This window comes from Kitasatospora sp. NPDC094028 (genome assembly GCF_049543595.1).
In the GTDB taxonomy this organism is placed as follows: domain Bacteria; phylum Actinomycetota; class Actinomycetes; order Streptomycetales; family Streptomycetaceae; genus Kitasatospora.
The window spans coordinates 17,180-31,244 of record NZ_JBMVFA010000018.1 but is presented as its reverse complement, the minus strand read 5'-3'; the positions used below and the strand labels follow the sequence as shown (position 1 = coordinate 31,244).

The window sequence follows — 14,065 nt, the reverse complement described above, 5'->3', positions numbered from 1 at the left end:
CAGGGCCGGCAGGTATGCGAGGAGTAGCCCGCCATGAGCACCGCCCAGTCCCGCCGCAAGCCCCTCAGAGCCGTCCTCGGCGCCGCCGCCGTGGCCGCGCTCGCCGCGACCGCCGCCTGCTCGACCTCCTCACCGGCGAAGACCGCCACCTCCTCGGGATCCAGCAGCGCCGGCGGCAGCTCGAAGGTGATCCAGGTCGTCGCGGCGGAGAACTTCTGGGGCTCGATAGCCACCCAGCTCGGCGGTGACCACGTGAAGGTGACCAGCGTGATCACCAACCCGGACACCGACCCGCACTCCTACGAGCCGACCGCCGCCGACGGCCGTACGGTCGCGGGCGCGGACTATGTGATCAGCAACGGGATCGGCTACGACGCCTGGTCGGACAAGCTGCTGTCCGCGAACCCGGCGTCCGGCCGGACCGCGCTGAAGGTCGGCGACCTGCTGGGCAAGAAGGAGGGCGACAACCCGCACCAGTGGTACTCGGCGGAGAGCGTCACCAAGGTGATCGACCGGATCACCGCCGACTACAAGAAGATGGACCCGGCCGACGCGGCCTACTTCGACACCCAGAAGCAGACCTTCACCACCCAGACGCTGGCCAGGTACACCCAGCTCGAAGCCGACATCAAGGCCAAGTACGCCGGTACCCCGATCGGGGCCTCGGAGTCGATCGTCACCCCGCTCGCCGAGAGCGTCGGCCTGAAGATGCTCACCCCGGAGACGTTCCTGGACGCGGAGAGCGAGGGCACCGACCCGACCGCCGCCGACAAGGCCACCATCGACCAGCAGATCTCCGGCAAGCAGATCAAGATCTACGTCTACAACAGCCAGAACTCCAACCCCGACGTGGTCGCCCAGGTCAACGCGGCCAAGGCGCAGGGCATCCCGGTCGCCCAGGTGACCGAGACCCTCGCCCCGGCGAACGCCACCTTCCAGGACTGGCAGACCCAGCAGCTCCAGGGCATCGCCGACGCGCTGAAGCAGGCGACGGGCAAGTGAGCATCCACCCGGCCGAGAAGGTCCGTACGGAGATGGAACGCACCGCTCCCGGCGGAGAGCCGGTGCTGTCGCTGCGCGGGGCCGCCGTGCGCGTGGGCGGACGGACCCTGTGGTCGGGTGTCGATCTGACCGTGGGGGCCGGGGAGTTCACCGCCGTCCTCGGCCCCAACGGGGTCGGGAAGTCGACCATGGTCAAGGTCCTGCTGGGCATCCTCCCGGCGGCGGCCGGAGAGGTGCGGGTGCTCGGCGCGGCGCCCGGCGAGCGCAACGCGGCAGTCGGCTACCTGCCGCAACGCCGCAACTTCGACGCGAGCGTACGCATCCGCGGCATCAACGTGGTGCGGCTGGGGCTGGACGGGGATCAGTGGGGGATCCCCGTCCCGTTCCTGAACCGTGCCAAGCGCCTGGCCGCGCGCCAACGGGTCGAGCAGGCCGTCGAGTTGGTCGGCGCCACCGCCTACGCGCACCGGCCGATCGGGCAGTGCTCGGGCGGCGAGCAGCAGCGGCTGCTGATCGCCCAGGCACTGGTCCGCCGCCCGCGCGTGCTGCTGCTGGACGAGCCGCTGGACAGCCTGGACCTGCCCAACCAGGCCGCGATCGCGGCTCTGCTGGGGCGGATCTGCCACCAGGAGGGCGTGTCGGTGCTGATGGTCGCCCACGACGTCAACCCGATCCTCCACCACCTGGACCGGGTGGTCTACATCGCCGAGGGCGGTGCCGTCTCCGGCACTCCGGCCGAGGTGATCACCTCCCAGACGCTGACCCGCCTGTACCGCACGGCCGTCGAGGTGCTGCAGACGTCGGACGGGCGGCTGGTGGTCGTCGGCCAGCCCGAGGCCCCGGCCGTCCACACCGACCGGCACCCGCACGGAGGCTCCTGATGCTGCTGGCATCCGACGCGACCTCGCCGGCCTTCGGCTGGGACCTGATCGCCGACTTCCAGGACATGTGGTCCTACGACTTCATGGTGAACGCCTTCCGCGCCGGCCTGGTCGTGGCCGTGGTGTGCGCGGTCGTCGGCTGGTTCATGGTCCTGCGCCGCCAGACCTTCGCCGGGCACACCCTCTCCGTCGCGGCCTTCCCCGGAGCGTCGCTGGCCGTGCTGGCCGGCTTCTCCACCACGCTCGGCTACTTCGGGTTCTGTATCGCCGCCGCACTCGTGATCGCCGCCCTGCGGCGCAGCGGGTCGGAGGAGTCCGCCGTCACCGGTACGGTGCAGGCGTTCGCGCTGGCCTGCGGGTACCTCTTCATCAGCCTGTACAAGGGCCTGCTGGAGGGGCCGACGGCGCTGTTGTTCGGCAGCTTCCTGGGCATCACCACCGGCCAGGTCGTGATCCTCGCCGTGGTCGGCGCGGTGGTCCTCGGCGTGCTGGCGGTGATCGGACGGCCCCTGCTGTTCGCCTCGGTCGACCCGGAGGTGGCGGCCGGACGCGGCGTACCCGTACGGGCCCTGGGTGTGCTGTTCCTCGTGCTGCTGGGTGCGGCGACGGCCGAGGCGAGTCAGATCACCGGCACGCTGCTGGTCTTCGCCCTGATGGTGATCCCGGCCGCGACCGCTCAACAGCTCACCGCCCGGCCGGGGTCGAGCCTGCTGCTGTCCGTGCTGATCGCCCTGGCGGCGTGCTGGACCGGGCTGATCGCCGCGTACTACCAGCCGTACCCGCTCGGCTTCTTCGTCACCGGCTTCGCCTTCGCCGGGTACGTCCTCGCGCACCTCTACCGCTTCGCCCGCGACGCCGTCGCACGGGGGCGTGCGCCGCTCGCGATCGGAGGCTCGGCATGACCGGGGTCATCAGTCAGGCGTTCTTCCAACACGCCCTGCTCGCCGGGACGTTCATCGCCCTGGCCTGCGGCCTGGTGGGCTACTTCCTGGTGCTGCGCGCGCAGATCTTCACCGGCGACGCGCTCAGCCACGTCGCGTTCACCGGCGCGATGGCCGCCCTGGCCGGCGGCTACGACCTTCGGCTCGGCCTGTTCGCCGCCACCATCGGCGTCGGGCTGCTGATCGGCGGGCTCGGTCGCAAGGGGCGTGCGGACGACGTGGTGATCGGCAGCGTCTTCGCCTGGATCCTCGGGCTGGGCGCCTTCTTCCTGACCGTCTACACCACCTCCCGCAGCGGCGCCCAGGGCGGCGCGGGCACCAGCGTGCTGTTCGGCTCGATCTTCGGCCTGCACGGCAACCAGACCACGACTGCCGTCGCCGTCGCGGGGGCGATCTGCCTGCTCGTGCTCCTGATCGCCCGACCGCTGCTGTTCGCCACTCTGGACGAGGCCGTCGCCGCCGCCCGCGGGGTGCCGGTACGGCTGCTCGGCTTCGCCTTCCTCGCCCTGGTCGGCGCGACCGCCGGCGAGGCCACCCAGGCCGTCGGTTCGCTGCTGCTGCTCGGCCTGCTCGCCGCCCCGGCCGGCGCCGCCGTCCGGCTCACCGACCGGCCGTTCCGCGCGCTCGCGCTGTCCGCCGCACTCGCGGTGGCGGAGATGTGGGGCGGGCTGCTGCTGAGCGCGGCAGCGCCCAAGCTGCCACCGAGCTTCTCCATCATGGCCACCGCCAGCGCCGTCTACGCCGCCACCTTCCTCGTCCGCCCGTCCCGCGCCGCCCAGCCGGCGACCACCTGATCGCGCCGCGACAACCGGGGGTGAAACCGTGACCGAGGTGAGGACCAGCGCGCTGACGGAGGCCTTCCAACGGGCCTCCGACCGGCGCACCACCATGGTTGACCAGCTCAGGGGCGACGGGCTCGGCCGCCTGACTCCGCAGCGCGCGGAGGTCCTGCGGGCGCTGGCGGGCTGCGAGGACTTCGTCAGCGCCCAACTCCTGCACGCCGGCCTGCTCGCCACCGGTTCCCGGGTCGGTCTCAGCACCGTCTACCGCACCTTGACCGCGCTCGCCGCCGTCGGCCGAGCCGACGTCGTGCGCGACACCAACGGCGAACGGCTCTTCCGCTACCGGCCGGGCACCGACCACCAGCACTACCTGATCTGCCGCGTATGCGGGCTGAGCCGGCCGGTCGACTCCACCGCCGTCGAGACCTGGGCCGACCGCATCGCCGAGACCTCCGGCTTCGCCGACGTCCACCACACCGTGGAACTCACCGGCACCTGCACCGCCTGCCGCACCACCGCCGGAACGGCCGGCTGACGCGTCACGCGTCCGACCGTGCGGTGAGCTCGCCGAAGTCACGTGTCGTTGACGGGAGCTGGTCGAGGTGCGGTCGCTCACCCGCGCGCGGCCGAGCGGCCCGGTGCGAACCGGGCGGCAGGGCTCGGCACTACGGCCCGACGACGGCGGTCCAGTCGGGTGCGGCGAGCGGGGCGAGAGCGCGGAGGTGGTTCAGGACGGCCGGGTCCTGAGCGTCGAGCCAGTCGGCGAGTTGGCGGAAGGAGACGCAGCGGACACCGCCGCGGTGGCAGAGGTCCTTCATCGTCGCCTCGGTCTCCTGGAGCCGGGAAGGGTGCCCGGGAGCGAGGTCGGTGTCGACGACCAGGGGGGCGCGGCTGCCGTTGTAGACGTGTTCGAAGGCGTTCAGGTACGTCTGCCGCGTCTGGTCGGCGGAGAGCACCTCATGCGTACCGGAGGCGTCGGGGATGCGCTGGAGCGGGAAGTCCCAGATGCCGTCGGTCTGCGTCGGCCAGTGCTGGGTGTCGCCGGGCGAGCCGGCGTCGTAGCGCCAGCCGGCGTCCTTCTCGGCGGGGACCAGGTTCGGTCGGCCCTCCAGGCACGGGGCGCGGCCGCCGGCCAGCTCGGTCTGGTAGTCGAAGGGCAGCGGGGGCAGGTCGGTGAAGCCCGTTCCGGTCTTCCAGAAGTTGACCATCGAGTAGCCCTGGCCGATCTCGCTCCGCCAGTCGGCGGTCGACCAGTCCCGGGCGCCCTTCGGGCCGCAGAACTGGCCGATGAAGCCGTCGGCGATCTCGTCGCCGTCCAGCCAGGCCCGGCCCAGCTGTTGGAGGGTCGCGCGGACCTGGGCGTCGGTGGGGAAGGGGACGGCGGCGGTGCCGATATCGTGCTGCGGCGGCTGGTACTGCCAGCGCTTCGTGGCGGGGAGCAGGTCGATGCCGCGCACGAAGAAGGTCACCTCGGCGCCGTTCGCCTTGGCCGCCGTGCGGGCGCGGGAGAACAGGTGGCCGCCGTCATCCCGCCGATCACCAGGAAGCCGCCGGCGTGCAGGAAGTCGTGTTCGAGGGAGCCGCGGAAGGCCGCCCAGCCGCTCCGATCGCTCGACGGCACCCGCGGCTTGAGCCACTCCGGGCGGCCGAACCGCGCCCAGAGCAACCCCATGACCACCGCGGTCGCGAGGGAGGCGAGGAAGCGCGCCGCCACCAGCTCGGGCTGCCCGCGGAAGGCGACGGCGGTGGCCACCAGGACCACCGGGTTGACGGCCGGCGAGGAGAGCAGGAACGCCAGCGCGGCGGCCGGAGCCACCCCACGCGCGATCAGCCGCTCGGCCACCCGCACGGAGGCGCACTCGCAGCCCGGCAGCACGACCCCGGCCGCGCCGGCGATCGGCACGGCGAGCAGCGGGTTGCGCGGCAACGCCCGCTCCAGCAGCCGGGCCGGGACGAACGCGGCGATCGCCGCCGACAGCACCACACCGAGCAGCAGGAACGGCAGCGCCTGCACGCAGACGGCGACGAAGACCGCGCCCCACGCCTCCAGCCAGGTCGGACCCTTCCAGTCACCCAGGACGCGGCGCCCGACCAACACCGTCAGGATGCCGGCGACCAGCACCTCAAGCGAACCGATCCGACGGCGGGCACGGCCGGTGGGGCCCGCGGCCGGGTGCGGCCGGGCCTCGACGGCGGTCTGGTCAGCCATGGGGGCCGGACGCTCCTTCGCTCAGGATGACGGGGCGTGGCCGCATCCCACGGCGCGGCCGGGGGCGAGTCTAGATGCGCCGGGCCGGCGAACGGACGGCGGTACGTGCGGCCGGGCTCGGGGTGAGCCGGCCCCTGGTCTCGCAGCACCTGCGGGGGCTGCGCCCCTTGAGGATCGTCACCGCGCACCGCCGGTCCCGCGAGGTCGAGTACTCGCTCACCGGCGAGCACATCGCCCGCATCGTGCTGGACGAGATCCGGCACGCGTCCGAGGACTGAGCGGGCGGTCAGCGGACCGGTGAGAGAACGGCGTCACGCGCCGGCTCGCCGTGGTGGATGTCGTGCCCGGTGGGGCAGTACTCCTCCCAGGCCGGGAAGGGGTCGTCGGTTTGCCACGCCTCGGGATCCGACCCGAGTTCGGTGTCGCTCAGCAGGCACTGCTCCAGGGCGGCGCGCAGTTCCTCCTTGCGCAGGCCTGTGCCGATGAAGACCAGTTCCTGCCCCTGGGCGAGCTGGTCGGAGCCGGCGGTGCCGGGCAGCGCCGCCCGCATGCCGGAGGGTTCGAAGCGGGCGACCGAGCCGGCCTGTGACCACAGCCCGGTGACGTCGGGGCGCGAGGCGAGCCAGAAGAATCCCTTGGAACGGAGCACCGTACCGAACTCCCCGTCGTCCAGCCGGTGGCCGACCAGGTGCCAGAGGCGGGCCGGGTGGAAGGGGCGGTCGGCTCGGAAGACCAGGCTGGAGATGCCGTACTCCTCGGTCTCGGGCACGTGGTCGCCGTTCAGCTCGGCGACCCAGCCGGGTGCCTCCTGGGCGCGGGCGACGTCGAACAGGCCGGTGCCGAGCACCTCCTCGGCCCGGACCCGTCCGGCGACCGAGCGGACGATCCGAGCCGCGGGGTTCAGTCGGTTCAGCGTAGCCGCGAGGCGGTCGGCCTCGGCCGGGGTGACCAGGTCGGTCTTGTTGAGGACGATGACGTCGGCGAACTCGACCTGGTCCATGAGCAGGTCGCTGACGGTGCGTTCGTCGTCCTCGTACTGGTCGAGGCCGCGTTCGGTCAGTTCGTCGCCGGTCTGCAGCTCGGGGAGGAAATTGGCGGCGTCCACGACGGTGACCATGGTGTCCAGGCGGGCGAGGTCGCCAAGGGTGGCGCCGTCGTCGCGGGCGAAGGCGAAGGTGGCGGCGACCGGCATGGGCTCGGAGATGCCGCTGGACTCGATGAGCAGGTAGTCGAAGCGGCCGGCGCGGGCGAGCCGGTCGACCTCTTCCAGCAGGTCGTCGCGCAGGGTGCAGCAGATGCAGCCGTTGGTCATCTCGACCAGCCGCTCCTCGGTACGCGACAGCGTGCCGCCGTCGCGTACCAGGGCGGCGTCGATGTTGATCTCGCTCATGTCGTTGACGATCACCGCGACCCGCAGGCCCTGGCGGTTGTGCAACAGGTGGTTGAGCAGGGTGGTCTTGCCCGCGCCGAGGAAGCCGGACAGGACGGTGACGGGCAGTGGTGCGGGCGTGGCGGGCTGGGACACGGGGTGGGACACGAGCGGGTCTCCTTGCGGGGGGTCCGGGGGTCAGCTACGGGTGGTGCCGTAGCGGCGGTTGAACCGCTCGACCCGCCCGGCGACGTCCACCACGCGGGAGGTGCCGGTGTAGAAGGGGTGGCTGGCGGAGGAGATCTCGACGTCGATGACGGGGTAGGTGTTGCCGTCCTCCCACTCGATCGTGTTGGTGCTGGTGGCGGTGGACCGGGTGAGGAAGGCGAGGCCGCCCGCCTTGTCGCGGAAGACGACCGGGCGGTAGGCGGGGTGGATTCCGGGCTTCATGGGCGTGCTCCTGTCGGGCCGGTTCGGGGTCAGCGCTCTTCGCGGAAGTCGACGTGCTGGCGGGCGACGGGGTCGTACTTGCGCAGGACCAGGCGGTCGGGGTCGTTGCGGCGGTTCTTGCGGGTCACGTAGGTGTAGCCGGTGCCCGCGGTGGAGCGGAGCTTGATGATCGGGCGCAGGTCGTTGCGTGCCATGACGTCCTCCTCGTGGTGGGCGGGTGCAGAGCGGGTGCGGGAGTCCGGCGACCTACGCACCCGTTGGTCGGCCGGTCGTGCTCGTGGTCGGTCAGCTGAGGGACAGGGCCCGCAGGGCGGCGGGTCCGTGGGCGAACCCGGGGTCGATCTGCCGGGTCAGGTCCTCGCCGGTGTCGGCGTTGGCCCAGGCGGTGGCGTTCTTGAGGTGGAAGGCGACCGCCTGCGCCTGGAAGGCCAGCCAGTCCTTGGTACGGGCGTCCACAGCGGCGTGAAGCCGTTCCAGGGCGGCCCGGTTGGCGTCTTCGAGGCGGTCGAGCGGCGCGTGGCGGCCCTGTTCCCGGGCGCGCACGTAGGGCGAGTGCTCCAGACAGACGAGGAGGTCGTCGCCGACGTGCCGACGGAGGAACTCGACGTCCTCGGGGCCGGTGATCTTGTTGCCGACCACGGCGAGCGCGACGGAGTGGTCGGCGGCGTAGTCGCGGTACTGGCGGTAGACGGAGACGCCCTTGCGGGTGGGTTCGGCGACGATGAAGGTCAGGTCGAAGCGGGTGAACAGGCCGGAGGCGAAGGAGTCGGCGCCGGCGGTCATGTCGACGACGACGTACTCGCCGGGCTGGTCGACCAGGTGGTTGAGGTAGAGCTCGACGGCTCCGACCTTGGAGTGGTAGCAGGCCACGCCGAGGTCGTCCTCGGTGAACGCGCCGGTGGCCAGCAGCGTCACCCCGTCCACCGTGCGGGCGAAGCGCTGGTGGACCAGGTCGGTGCCGGCGGGCCGGAGCAGGCGCGAGCCCCGCCCGGGTGGCGTGGTCTTCGCCATGGCGGTGGCCGAGGAGATCAGCGGGTTGCTGCCGCGCAGGTACTCCTTGAGCTCCGGTAGGTGTTCGCCGAGCGCGGGCAGCAGGAGGGCCTGGTCCTCGCTCATGCCGAGGGCCGTGGCCAGGTGCTGGTTGATGTCGGCGTCGACGGCGACGACGGTCCGCGCGGACGCGGTCAGATGGCGGACGAAGAGCGCGGACAGCGTCGTCTTGCCGCTGCCGCCCTTGCCGACGAATGCAACCTTCACGTGCACTCCGAAGCTTATCGAAGATGAAAACCATTAACGTCTTCGACTGTCGACCATGGGGCGATGGCATGTCAAATCGCCTGCGGTGGCGGGTTGCCCGCCGCGTGCGCGTCGCCCTCCGGCGCCCCGTGGGTGGATCGCAAGCGGGTCGACCCGTCCCGAGTTCGCCCCTGGGGCGATGGGCCCGGCCTGGGTAAAATGAATCCCGTTTTCATTTAGGCTAGTGTGGTGCCGCACAGCCCACCGAACGGAGGTCGGTCATGTCCGCCCACTGCCAGCTGACGGGGCGCAAGCCCGCGTTCGGCAACGCGATCTCGCACTCACACCGGCGCACCCGGCGCCGCTTCGACCCCAACATCCAGCGCAAGCGCTACTGGCTGCCCAGCGAGGGCCGCTACGTCCGGCTCACGCTCAGCGCCAAGGGCGTGAAGACCGTCGACATGATCGGCATCGAGGCCGCCGTCGCCCGGATCCGGGCCCGAGGAGAGAAGATCTGATGGCCAAGCAGAGCAAGATCGCCAAGAACGAGCAGCGCCGCGCGATCGTCGCCCGGTACGCCGACCGGCGGGCCGAGCTCAAGCGCGTCATCGCCTCCCCGGCGAGCAGCCCGGACGAGCGCGCCACCGCCCAGAGCGAGCTCGCCCGCCAGCCGAGGGACGCCAGCGCCACCCGCGTACGCAACCGGGACGCCGTCGACGGACGCCCGCGTGGCTACCAGCGCGCCTTCGGCCTGTCCCGGATCAACCTGCGCACCATGGCCCACGCCGGACAGCTGCCCGGCGTCCGCAAGTCCAGCTGGTGAACGCCGTGTCCGAGCACGCCAAACTCCCCGTCGTGGTGGTCGCCGGCCTGCACCAGGACGAGCGCCGCCGGGCCGTCGACGAGCTGCTCCAGGGCTGCGCCGACACGCTCGTCCTGCACCACGACCTGCGCGACGCCTCCCGCGGCATCATCCACCGCGAAGTGCGCGACGCCGAAAGAACGTTGGGCCGCACCACGGCGGCGCTCACGAACGACTGCCCGTGCTGCGCCCTGCGCGAGGACTTCCTCCCCGCGCTGCTGTGCCTCGCCGATCGCGGCCGCCACCGCCTGGTCGTCGTCGAGCTCTGGGGCGGCAGCGACCCGCACCCGGTCGTCGAGCTGATCGCCGAAGGCGAGGTCGGCGACCGCCGTATGGCGGACTCCGTCGAACTCGTCGGCGTGGTGACGGCGGTGGACCCGCTGCGGCTGATCGGCGAACTCTCCGTGTCGGACGACCTCGCCGAGTGCGGTCTGCACACCAGCGCTGACGATTCCCGTACCCGGGCCGAGGCGCTCGCCCATCAGATCGAGTACGCCACCGTCCTCGCCGTCCCGCGCGCGGGCGTCGAAGGGGACGCCCCCGAACGGCGGGCCGGGCTCGCGATGATGCACCAACTCCACTCCACCGCAAGGATCGTGCGCATCGGTGCCGGAGCGCTGATCCGCGCGGCGCTCGGCGGGTTCGACGTCGCCGCTGCCCGGGACCGGGTCAACCCGGCCATCGCCCTGCTGCCCCAGGAACACGACGAGGCCGGGGTGGCCACCCTGGTGTGGGAGCGTCGACGTCCGCTGCACCCCGCCCGGCTGTACGAGGCACTGGAGCAACTCGTCCCGGCAGCCCAGCGCAGCCGGGGCCGCTTCTGGCTGGCCAACCGGCCCGACCTGATGCTGGCCTGGGACGCCGCCGGAGCCAATCTCGCAGTCGAGGAGTGCGGCCCCTGGCTGGCCTCACTGCCCGACGCCACCTGGGACCTCTATCCGCCCGCCCGCCGCGCCGCGGCCGCCCTCGACTGGCACCCGATGCACGGCGACCGGATACAGCAACTCAGCTTCACCGCAGAGGGGCTGGACGTCGACGGGATCACCGAACTGCTCGACTCCTGCCTGCTGACCGACACCGAACTGCTGGTCGGGGAGCCCGGCTGGAAGGCCCTGCCGGACGCCTTCGAGGACCTGCTCGACCCAGTCCCCTGACCACGGAAGGACGTACCGACATGGCCAAGCGCACCGGAGCCGGGCGACCCGCCAAGCCCCGCCCGAACCCCCTGACCGAGGCCGGCATCACCTACATCGACTACAAGGACACCAACCTCCTGCGGAAGTTCATCTCCGACCGCGGCAAGATCCGCAGCCGCCGCGTCACCCGCCTCACCGTCCAGCAACAGCGGGCCATGGCCACGGCGATCAAGAACGCCCGTGAAATGGCTCTGCTGCCCTACTCCTCCACCAACCGCTGACCGAACAGGAACTTCCTCATGGCCGTCCCCAAGCGCAAGACCTCCCGCAGCAACACCCGCCACCGCCGATCCCAGTGGAAGGCCACCGCCCCGCAACTGGTCCCCATCACCATCGAGGGCCGCGAGCACCTCGTCCCGCGCAACCTCGTCAAGGCGTACGAGCGCGGCCTACTCACGCCCTGAGTCAACGTCTGATTCCTGATGGCTGGGCTCGCAGTTCCGTTCGACGCCATCGAGGACCCGCGCGGGGACGTCAACCGTCGTCTGGGCGCAGGGCCTGAGCATGTGCTCCGACCTGGGGCGGCTTCTTTCAAGACGCCGAGGTTCGTCAAGGATCGTGAGTGCTCGCCGACCCGCGCGTGCGCGACGGTGTCGGCCGGCGGCGGCCGCGCGGAGGAGTTGGGCGATCGGGTGGGAGACGGTGCGACGCATCGACTTGTCACACCGACCCAGGCGAGATTGCAGGCCTCGTCGGCCGGTGCGAGTCGACCCCGTCTGGGGTGCATCGCCAATTGGGAGCGGCCGTGCCCGCCACCGTAGTGGCTGGACGGCCGTTCCCAGAGCCTGACCAACTCCGGCTACCCGTAGGTTAGTTGTGGCCGAAGCTGAACTCGGCGGTGACGGGGGCGTGGTCGGACCAGCGCTCGGCGTGGGAGTCGGCGCGCTCGACGTAGGCGGCGATGCAGGTGCCGGCGAGGCCCGGGGTGGTGACGACGAGGTCGATCCTCCAACGGAACACGACCAATGGGGTGCCTCAGCGGTAGGTGTAGTACATCGTGTTGCTGGTGCCACACGAGGTGTGGACAACGACCGGCACAGTGCCGGGCTTGTGGGCATTCGGCGCGACCGCGACGAAGATCCCCAGGGACTGCGCGAGGATGACGGCCGGAACGCCGCCGAAGGTGACCCCGGTGACGTCGTTGAGGTTCGAGCCGATGAGCAGGACGTCGCTGCCACTGGCGGCGGGCCCGAAGCTCGGAACGACGGCCTGCAGGCTCGGAGGCGAGCAGCTGGTGACCGTCTGGATGTCGACGGGGGAGGTGGAGCCGTTGAAGGCGGCGCTTCCGTTGTAGACGGCGGTCAGGAGGTGGGTGCCGACGCTGAGGGCGGAGGTGGTGAAGGTGGCGACGCCGCCGACGAGGGTGGTGGTGTGGAGCAGGGTGGCGCCGTTGAAGAACGACACGGTCCCGGTGGGGGTGCCGGCTCCGGGGGGGACGGCAGCGACGATGGCGGTGAGGACCTTGGCCTGCCCGAACACCGACGGGTCGGGGGCCGACGCGAGGGCGGTGAGGGTGCCGGCCTTGCTGACCGTCTGGGTGTCGACGGGGGAGGTGGAGCCGTTGAAGGCGGCGCTTCCGTTGTAGACGGCGGTCAGGAGGTGGGTGCCGGCGCTGAGGGCGGAGGTGGTGAAGGTGGCGACGCCGCCGACGAGGGCGGCGGTGCCGAGCCGGGTGGCGCCGTTGAAGAACGACACGGTCCCGGTGGGGGTGCCGGCACCCGGGGCGACGGCAGCGACGGTGGCGGTCAGGACCTTGGGCTGGCCGAACACAGACGGGTCGGGGGCGGACGTCAGCACCGTGGTGGTGTCGGCCGTGTTCACGGTCTGGGTGTCGACCGGTGAGGTGGAGCCGTTGAAGCTGACGTCGCCGTTGTAGACGGCGGTCAGCAAGTGGGTGCCGGCGCTGAGGGCGGAGGTGGTGAAGGTGGCGACGCCGCCGACGAGAGTGGCGGTGCCCAGCAGGGTCGGGCCGTCGAAGAACGACACGGTCCCGGTGGGGGTGCCGGCTCCGGGGGCGACGGCGGTGACGGTGGCGGTGAGGACCTTGGGCTGGCCGAACGCAGACGGGTCGGGGGCGGACGTCAGCACCGTGGTGGTGTCGGCCGGGTTGACCGTCTGGGTGTCCACGGGCGAGGAAGAGCCGTTGAAGCTCGCGTCGCCGCTGTAGACCGCGGTCAGCGGGTGGCTGCCGACGCTGAGGGCGGAGGTGGTGAAGGTGGCCGCGCCGGTGGGGTCCAGGGTGGCGGTGCCCAGCAGGGTGGTGCCGTCGAAGAACGACACCGTCCCGGTGGGGGTGCCGTCCACGGAGGTGACGGTGGCGGTGACGCTGACGGTGTTGTCGCCGTTGTTGGTCACGTACTCGTGCAGGCCGTCTGGCGTGATCGCCACGTCGAACGGCCCCGCACCCACGGGAATGGTCGCCGCTATGGTGTTGGTGGCGGTTTCGATCACGCTGACCGTGTTGTCGCTGTTGTTGGTCACATAGGCGTGCAGACCGTCGGGCGTGATGGCGACGCAGGTGGGTGCGGTTCCCACGGGAATGGTCGCCGCTATGGTGTTGGTGGCGGTTTCGATCACGCTGACCGTGTTGCCGCCGTTGTTGGTCACGTACGCGTGCAGACCGTCGGGCGTGATCGCCACGTCGAACGGTGCGGTTCCCACGGGAATGGTCGTGGTGACGGTGTTGGTGGCGGTTTCGATCAGGCTGACCGTGTTGCCGCCCTTGTTGGCGACGTACGCGTGCAGACCGTCGGGCGTGATCGCCACCCCGGTCGGGAGACCGCCCACCGCCACCGTCGGATCCAGCGGACTCACAACGGCCGCTCCCTGATTGGGCCCTGCGAATTCCCGCAGTTGACGCCACTTCGATTGAAAGTCGTTGGCCATAACACACCCCTTGATCCAGATCGGGGGTGAGGCGCCCGAGACAGCTAGTTGACGTCGCATCAGCTGACGCATCAACAAGAGCTTCTCGCAACTCTTTCACGGGTGCCCACCCGGCATTTTCCACTGGCCGTCTTGGCCAGAACAGGCGAAGCCCGTCACCGGGGGGATGGGCAGCCCGCCGGGTCGATGCCAGTAGTAACCCACCATCCCTGCAGCTGGAACAGAGCGAGCACGAAGAAGTCACTCGAACG

18 protein-coding genes and 1 pseudogene are annotated in these 14,065 nt (G+C 71.2%); 11 read left to right on the top strand and 8 right to left on the bottom strand.

What is annotated here, in order from left to right:
- The first annotated feature begins 33 nt into the window (after positions 1-33).
- The 5 genes from ACPC54_RS25070 to ACPC54_RS25050 are packed head-to-tail and all read left to right on the top strand — an operon-like array spanning position 34 to position 4,141.
- Entirely contained in the window at positions 34-1,002 is a 969-nt protein-coding gene (locus ACPC54_RS25070) for a metal ABC transporter solute-binding protein, Zn/Mn family (protein ID WP_498967848.1), read from the top strand.
- Positions 999-1,883 carry a metal ABC transporter ATP-binding protein gene (locus tag ACPC54_RS25065; protein ID WP_498967846.1) on the top strand — a complete coding sequence of 295 codons (885 nt, stop codon included), beginning with the start codon at positions 999-1,001 and terminating at the stop codon, positions 1,881-1,883. The genes ACPC54_RS25070 and ACPC54_RS25065 overlap by 4 nt, the downstream gene beginning before the upstream one ends.
- On the top strand, positions 1,883-2,785 hold the full coding sequence (locus ACPC54_RS25060; protein WP_498967845.1) for a metal ABC transporter permease: 903 nt from the start codon (positions 1,883-1,885) through the stop codon (positions 2,783-2,785). Before ACPC54_RS25065 ends, ACPC54_RS25060 begins: the two co-directional genes overlap by 1 nt.
- Positions 2,782-3,618, top strand: coding sequence for a metal ABC transporter permease (locus ACPC54_RS25055; protein WP_498967843.1), 837 nt, complete (start codon positions 2,782-2,784; stop codon positions 3,616-3,618). Before ACPC54_RS25060 ends, ACPC54_RS25055 begins: the two co-directional genes overlap by 4 nt.
- A 28-nt stretch (positions 3,619-3,646) precedes the next feature.
- Complete coding sequence (locus ACPC54_RS25050) at positions 3,647-4,141, top strand: Fur family transcriptional regulator (protein ID WP_498967841.1); 495 nt, start codon at positions 3,647-3,649, stop codon at positions 4,139-4,141.
- A 130-nt stretch (positions 4,142-4,271) separates the two neighbouring features.
- Here the strand turns inward: ACPC54_RS25050 and ACPC54_RS25045 are convergent, their stop codons facing one another.
- Together ACPC54_RS25045 and ACPC54_RS25040 are read right to left on the bottom strand one after the other, a co-directional pair.
- Complete coding sequence (locus ACPC54_RS25045; protein ID WP_498967839.1) at positions 4,272-5,075, bottom strand: polysaccharide deacetylase family protein; 804 nt, start codon at positions 5,073-5,075, stop codon at positions 4,272-4,274.
- Positions 5,072-5,815 (bottom strand): permease, encoded by a 744-nt coding sequence (locus tag ACPC54_RS25040; RefSeq protein ID WP_498967837.1) that lies wholly within the window; start codon positions 5,813-5,815, stop codon positions 5,072-5,074. The genes ACPC54_RS25045 and ACPC54_RS25040 overlap by 4 nt, the downstream gene beginning before the upstream one ends.
- A gap of 122 nt (positions 5,816-5,937) precedes the next feature.
- Between ACPC54_RS25040 and ACPC54_RS25035 the strand changes: the two genes are divergently transcribed.
- Positions 5,938-6,093: a hypothetical protein gene (locus ACPC54_RS25035; protein ID WP_498967836.1), complete on the top strand. Its 156-nt coding sequence runs from the start codon at positions 5,938-5,940 to the stop codon at positions 6,091-6,093.
- Between the two features lie 8 nt (positions 6,094-6,101).
- Here the strand turns inward: ACPC54_RS25035 and ACPC54_RS25030 are convergent, their stop codons facing one another.
- From ACPC54_RS25030 to ACPC54_RS25015, 4 genes are all read right to left on the bottom strand, one after another.
- Entirely contained in the window at positions 6,102-7,352 is a 1,251-nt protein-coding gene (locus tag ACPC54_RS25030) for a GTP-binding protein (RefSeq protein ID WP_498967834.1), read from the bottom strand.
- A gap of 30 nt (positions 7,353-7,382) precedes the next feature.
- Positions 7,383-7,634: a type B 50S ribosomal protein L31 gene (locus tag ACPC54_RS25025; protein WP_498967832.1), complete on the bottom strand. Its 252-nt coding sequence runs from the start codon at positions 7,632-7,634 to the stop codon at positions 7,383-7,385.
- Between the two features lie 29 nt (positions 7,635-7,663).
- Positions 7,664-7,828, bottom strand: a complete 165-nt coding sequence (gene rpmG, locus ACPC54_RS25020) for a 50S ribosomal protein L33 (RefSeq protein ID WP_498967831.1) — start codon at positions 7,826-7,828, stop codon at positions 7,664-7,666.
- 91 nt (positions 7,829-7,919) lie between these two features.
- A complete protein-coding gene (locus tag ACPC54_RS25015) occupies positions 7,920-8,891 on the bottom strand; it encodes an ATP-binding protein (protein ID WP_498967830.1) in 972 nt (323 codons plus the stop codon).
- Between the two features lie 260 nt (positions 8,892-9,151).
- Between ACPC54_RS25015 and rpmB the strand changes: the two genes are divergently transcribed.
- Genes rpmB through rpmF form a run of 5 tightly spaced genes read left to right on the top strand, consistent with a single transcriptional unit; the run spans position 9,152 to position 11,332 of the window.
- Positions 9,152-9,388 (top strand): 50S ribosomal protein L28, encoded by a 237-nt coding sequence (rpmB, locus tag ACPC54_RS25010; protein ID WP_498967829.1) that lies wholly within the window; start codon positions 9,152-9,154, stop codon positions 9,386-9,388.
- Complete coding sequence (gene rpsN / locus ACPC54_RS25005; protein WP_498967827.1) at positions 9,388-9,693, top strand: 30S ribosomal protein S14; 306 nt, start codon at positions 9,388-9,390, stop codon at positions 9,691-9,693. The genes rpmB and rpsN overlap by 1 nt, the downstream gene beginning before the upstream one ends.
- On the top strand, positions 9,690-10,886 hold the full coding sequence (locus ACPC54_RS25000) for a CobW family GTP-binding protein (protein WP_498967826.1): 1,197 nt from the start codon (positions 9,690-9,692) through the stop codon (positions 10,884-10,886). Before rpsN ends, ACPC54_RS25000 begins: the two co-directional genes overlap by 4 nt.
- A 20-nt stretch (positions 10,887-10,906) precedes the next feature.
- Positions 10,907-11,149 carry a 30S ribosomal protein S18 gene (rpsR, locus tag ACPC54_RS24995; RefSeq protein WP_391495272.1) on the top strand — a complete coding sequence of 81 codons (243 nt, stop codon included), beginning with the start codon at positions 10,907-10,909 and terminating at the stop codon, positions 11,147-11,149.
- A gap of 18 nt (positions 11,150-11,167) precedes the next feature.
- Positions 11,168-11,332, top strand: a complete 165-nt coding sequence (gene rpmF, locus ACPC54_RS24990; RefSeq protein ID WP_498967824.1) for a 50S ribosomal protein L32 — start codon at positions 11,168-11,170, stop codon at positions 11,330-11,332.
- Between the two features lie 406 nt (positions 11,333-11,738).
- Here the strand turns inward: rpmF and ACPC54_RS24985 are convergent.
- Positions 11,739-11,879, bottom strand: a pseudogene (locus ACPC54_RS24985) (exodeoxyribonuclease III); the annotation flags it as partial.
- Positions 11,880-11,903: 24 nt separating this feature from the next.
- On the bottom strand, positions 11,904-13,742 hold the full coding sequence (locus ACPC54_RS24980; RefSeq protein ID WP_498967823.1) for an Ig-like domain repeat protein: 1,839 nt from the start codon (positions 13,740-13,742) through the stop codon (positions 11,904-11,906).
- Between the last annotated feature and the right edge of the window lie 323 nt (positions 13,743-14,065).

What these genes read in the sequence shown, in the direction of transcription:
- ACPC54_RS25070 (WP_498967848.1), top strand. Translation starts at nt 34, where the DNA reads ATGAGCACCGCCCAGTCCCGCCGCAAGCCCCTCAGAGCCGTCCTCGGC.
- ACPC54_RS25060 (WP_498967845.1), top strand. Translation starts at nt 1,883, where the DNA reads ATGCTGCTGGCATCCGACGCGACCTCGCCGGCCTTCGGCTGGGACCTG.
- ACPC54_RS25055 (WP_498967843.1), top strand. Translation starts at nt 2,782, where the DNA reads ATGACCGGGGTCATCAGTCAGGCGTTCTTCCAACACGCCCTGCTCGCC.
- ACPC54_RS25040 (WP_498967837.1), bottom strand. Translation starts at nt 5,815, where the DNA reads ATGGCTGACCAGACCGCCGTCGAGGCCCGGCCGCACCCGGCCGCGGGC.
- ACPC54_RS25025 (WP_498967832.1), bottom strand. Translation starts at nt 7,634, where the DNA reads ATGAAGCCCGGAATCCACCCCGCCTACCGCCCGGTCGTCTTCCGCGAC.
- rpmG (WP_498967831.1), bottom strand. Translation starts at nt 7,828, where the DNA reads ATGGCACGCAACGACCTGCGCCCGATCATCAAGCTCCGCTCCACCGCG.
- rpmB (WP_498967829.1), top strand. Translation starts at nt 9,152, where the DNA reads ATGTCCGCCCACTGCCAGCTGACGGGGCGCAAGCCCGCGTTCGGCAAC.
- rpsN (WP_498967827.1), top strand. Translation starts at nt 9,388, where the DNA reads ATGGCCAAGCAGAGCAAGATCGCCAAGAACGAGCAGCGCCGCGCGATC.
- rpsR (WP_391495272.1), top strand. Translation starts at nt 10,907, where the DNA reads ATGGCCAAGCGCACCGGAGCCGGGCGACCCGCCAAGCCCCGCCCGAAC.
- rpmF (WP_498967824.1), top strand. Translation starts at nt 11,168, where the DNA reads ATGGCCGTCCCCAAGCGCAAGACCTCCCGCAGCAACACCCGCCACCGC.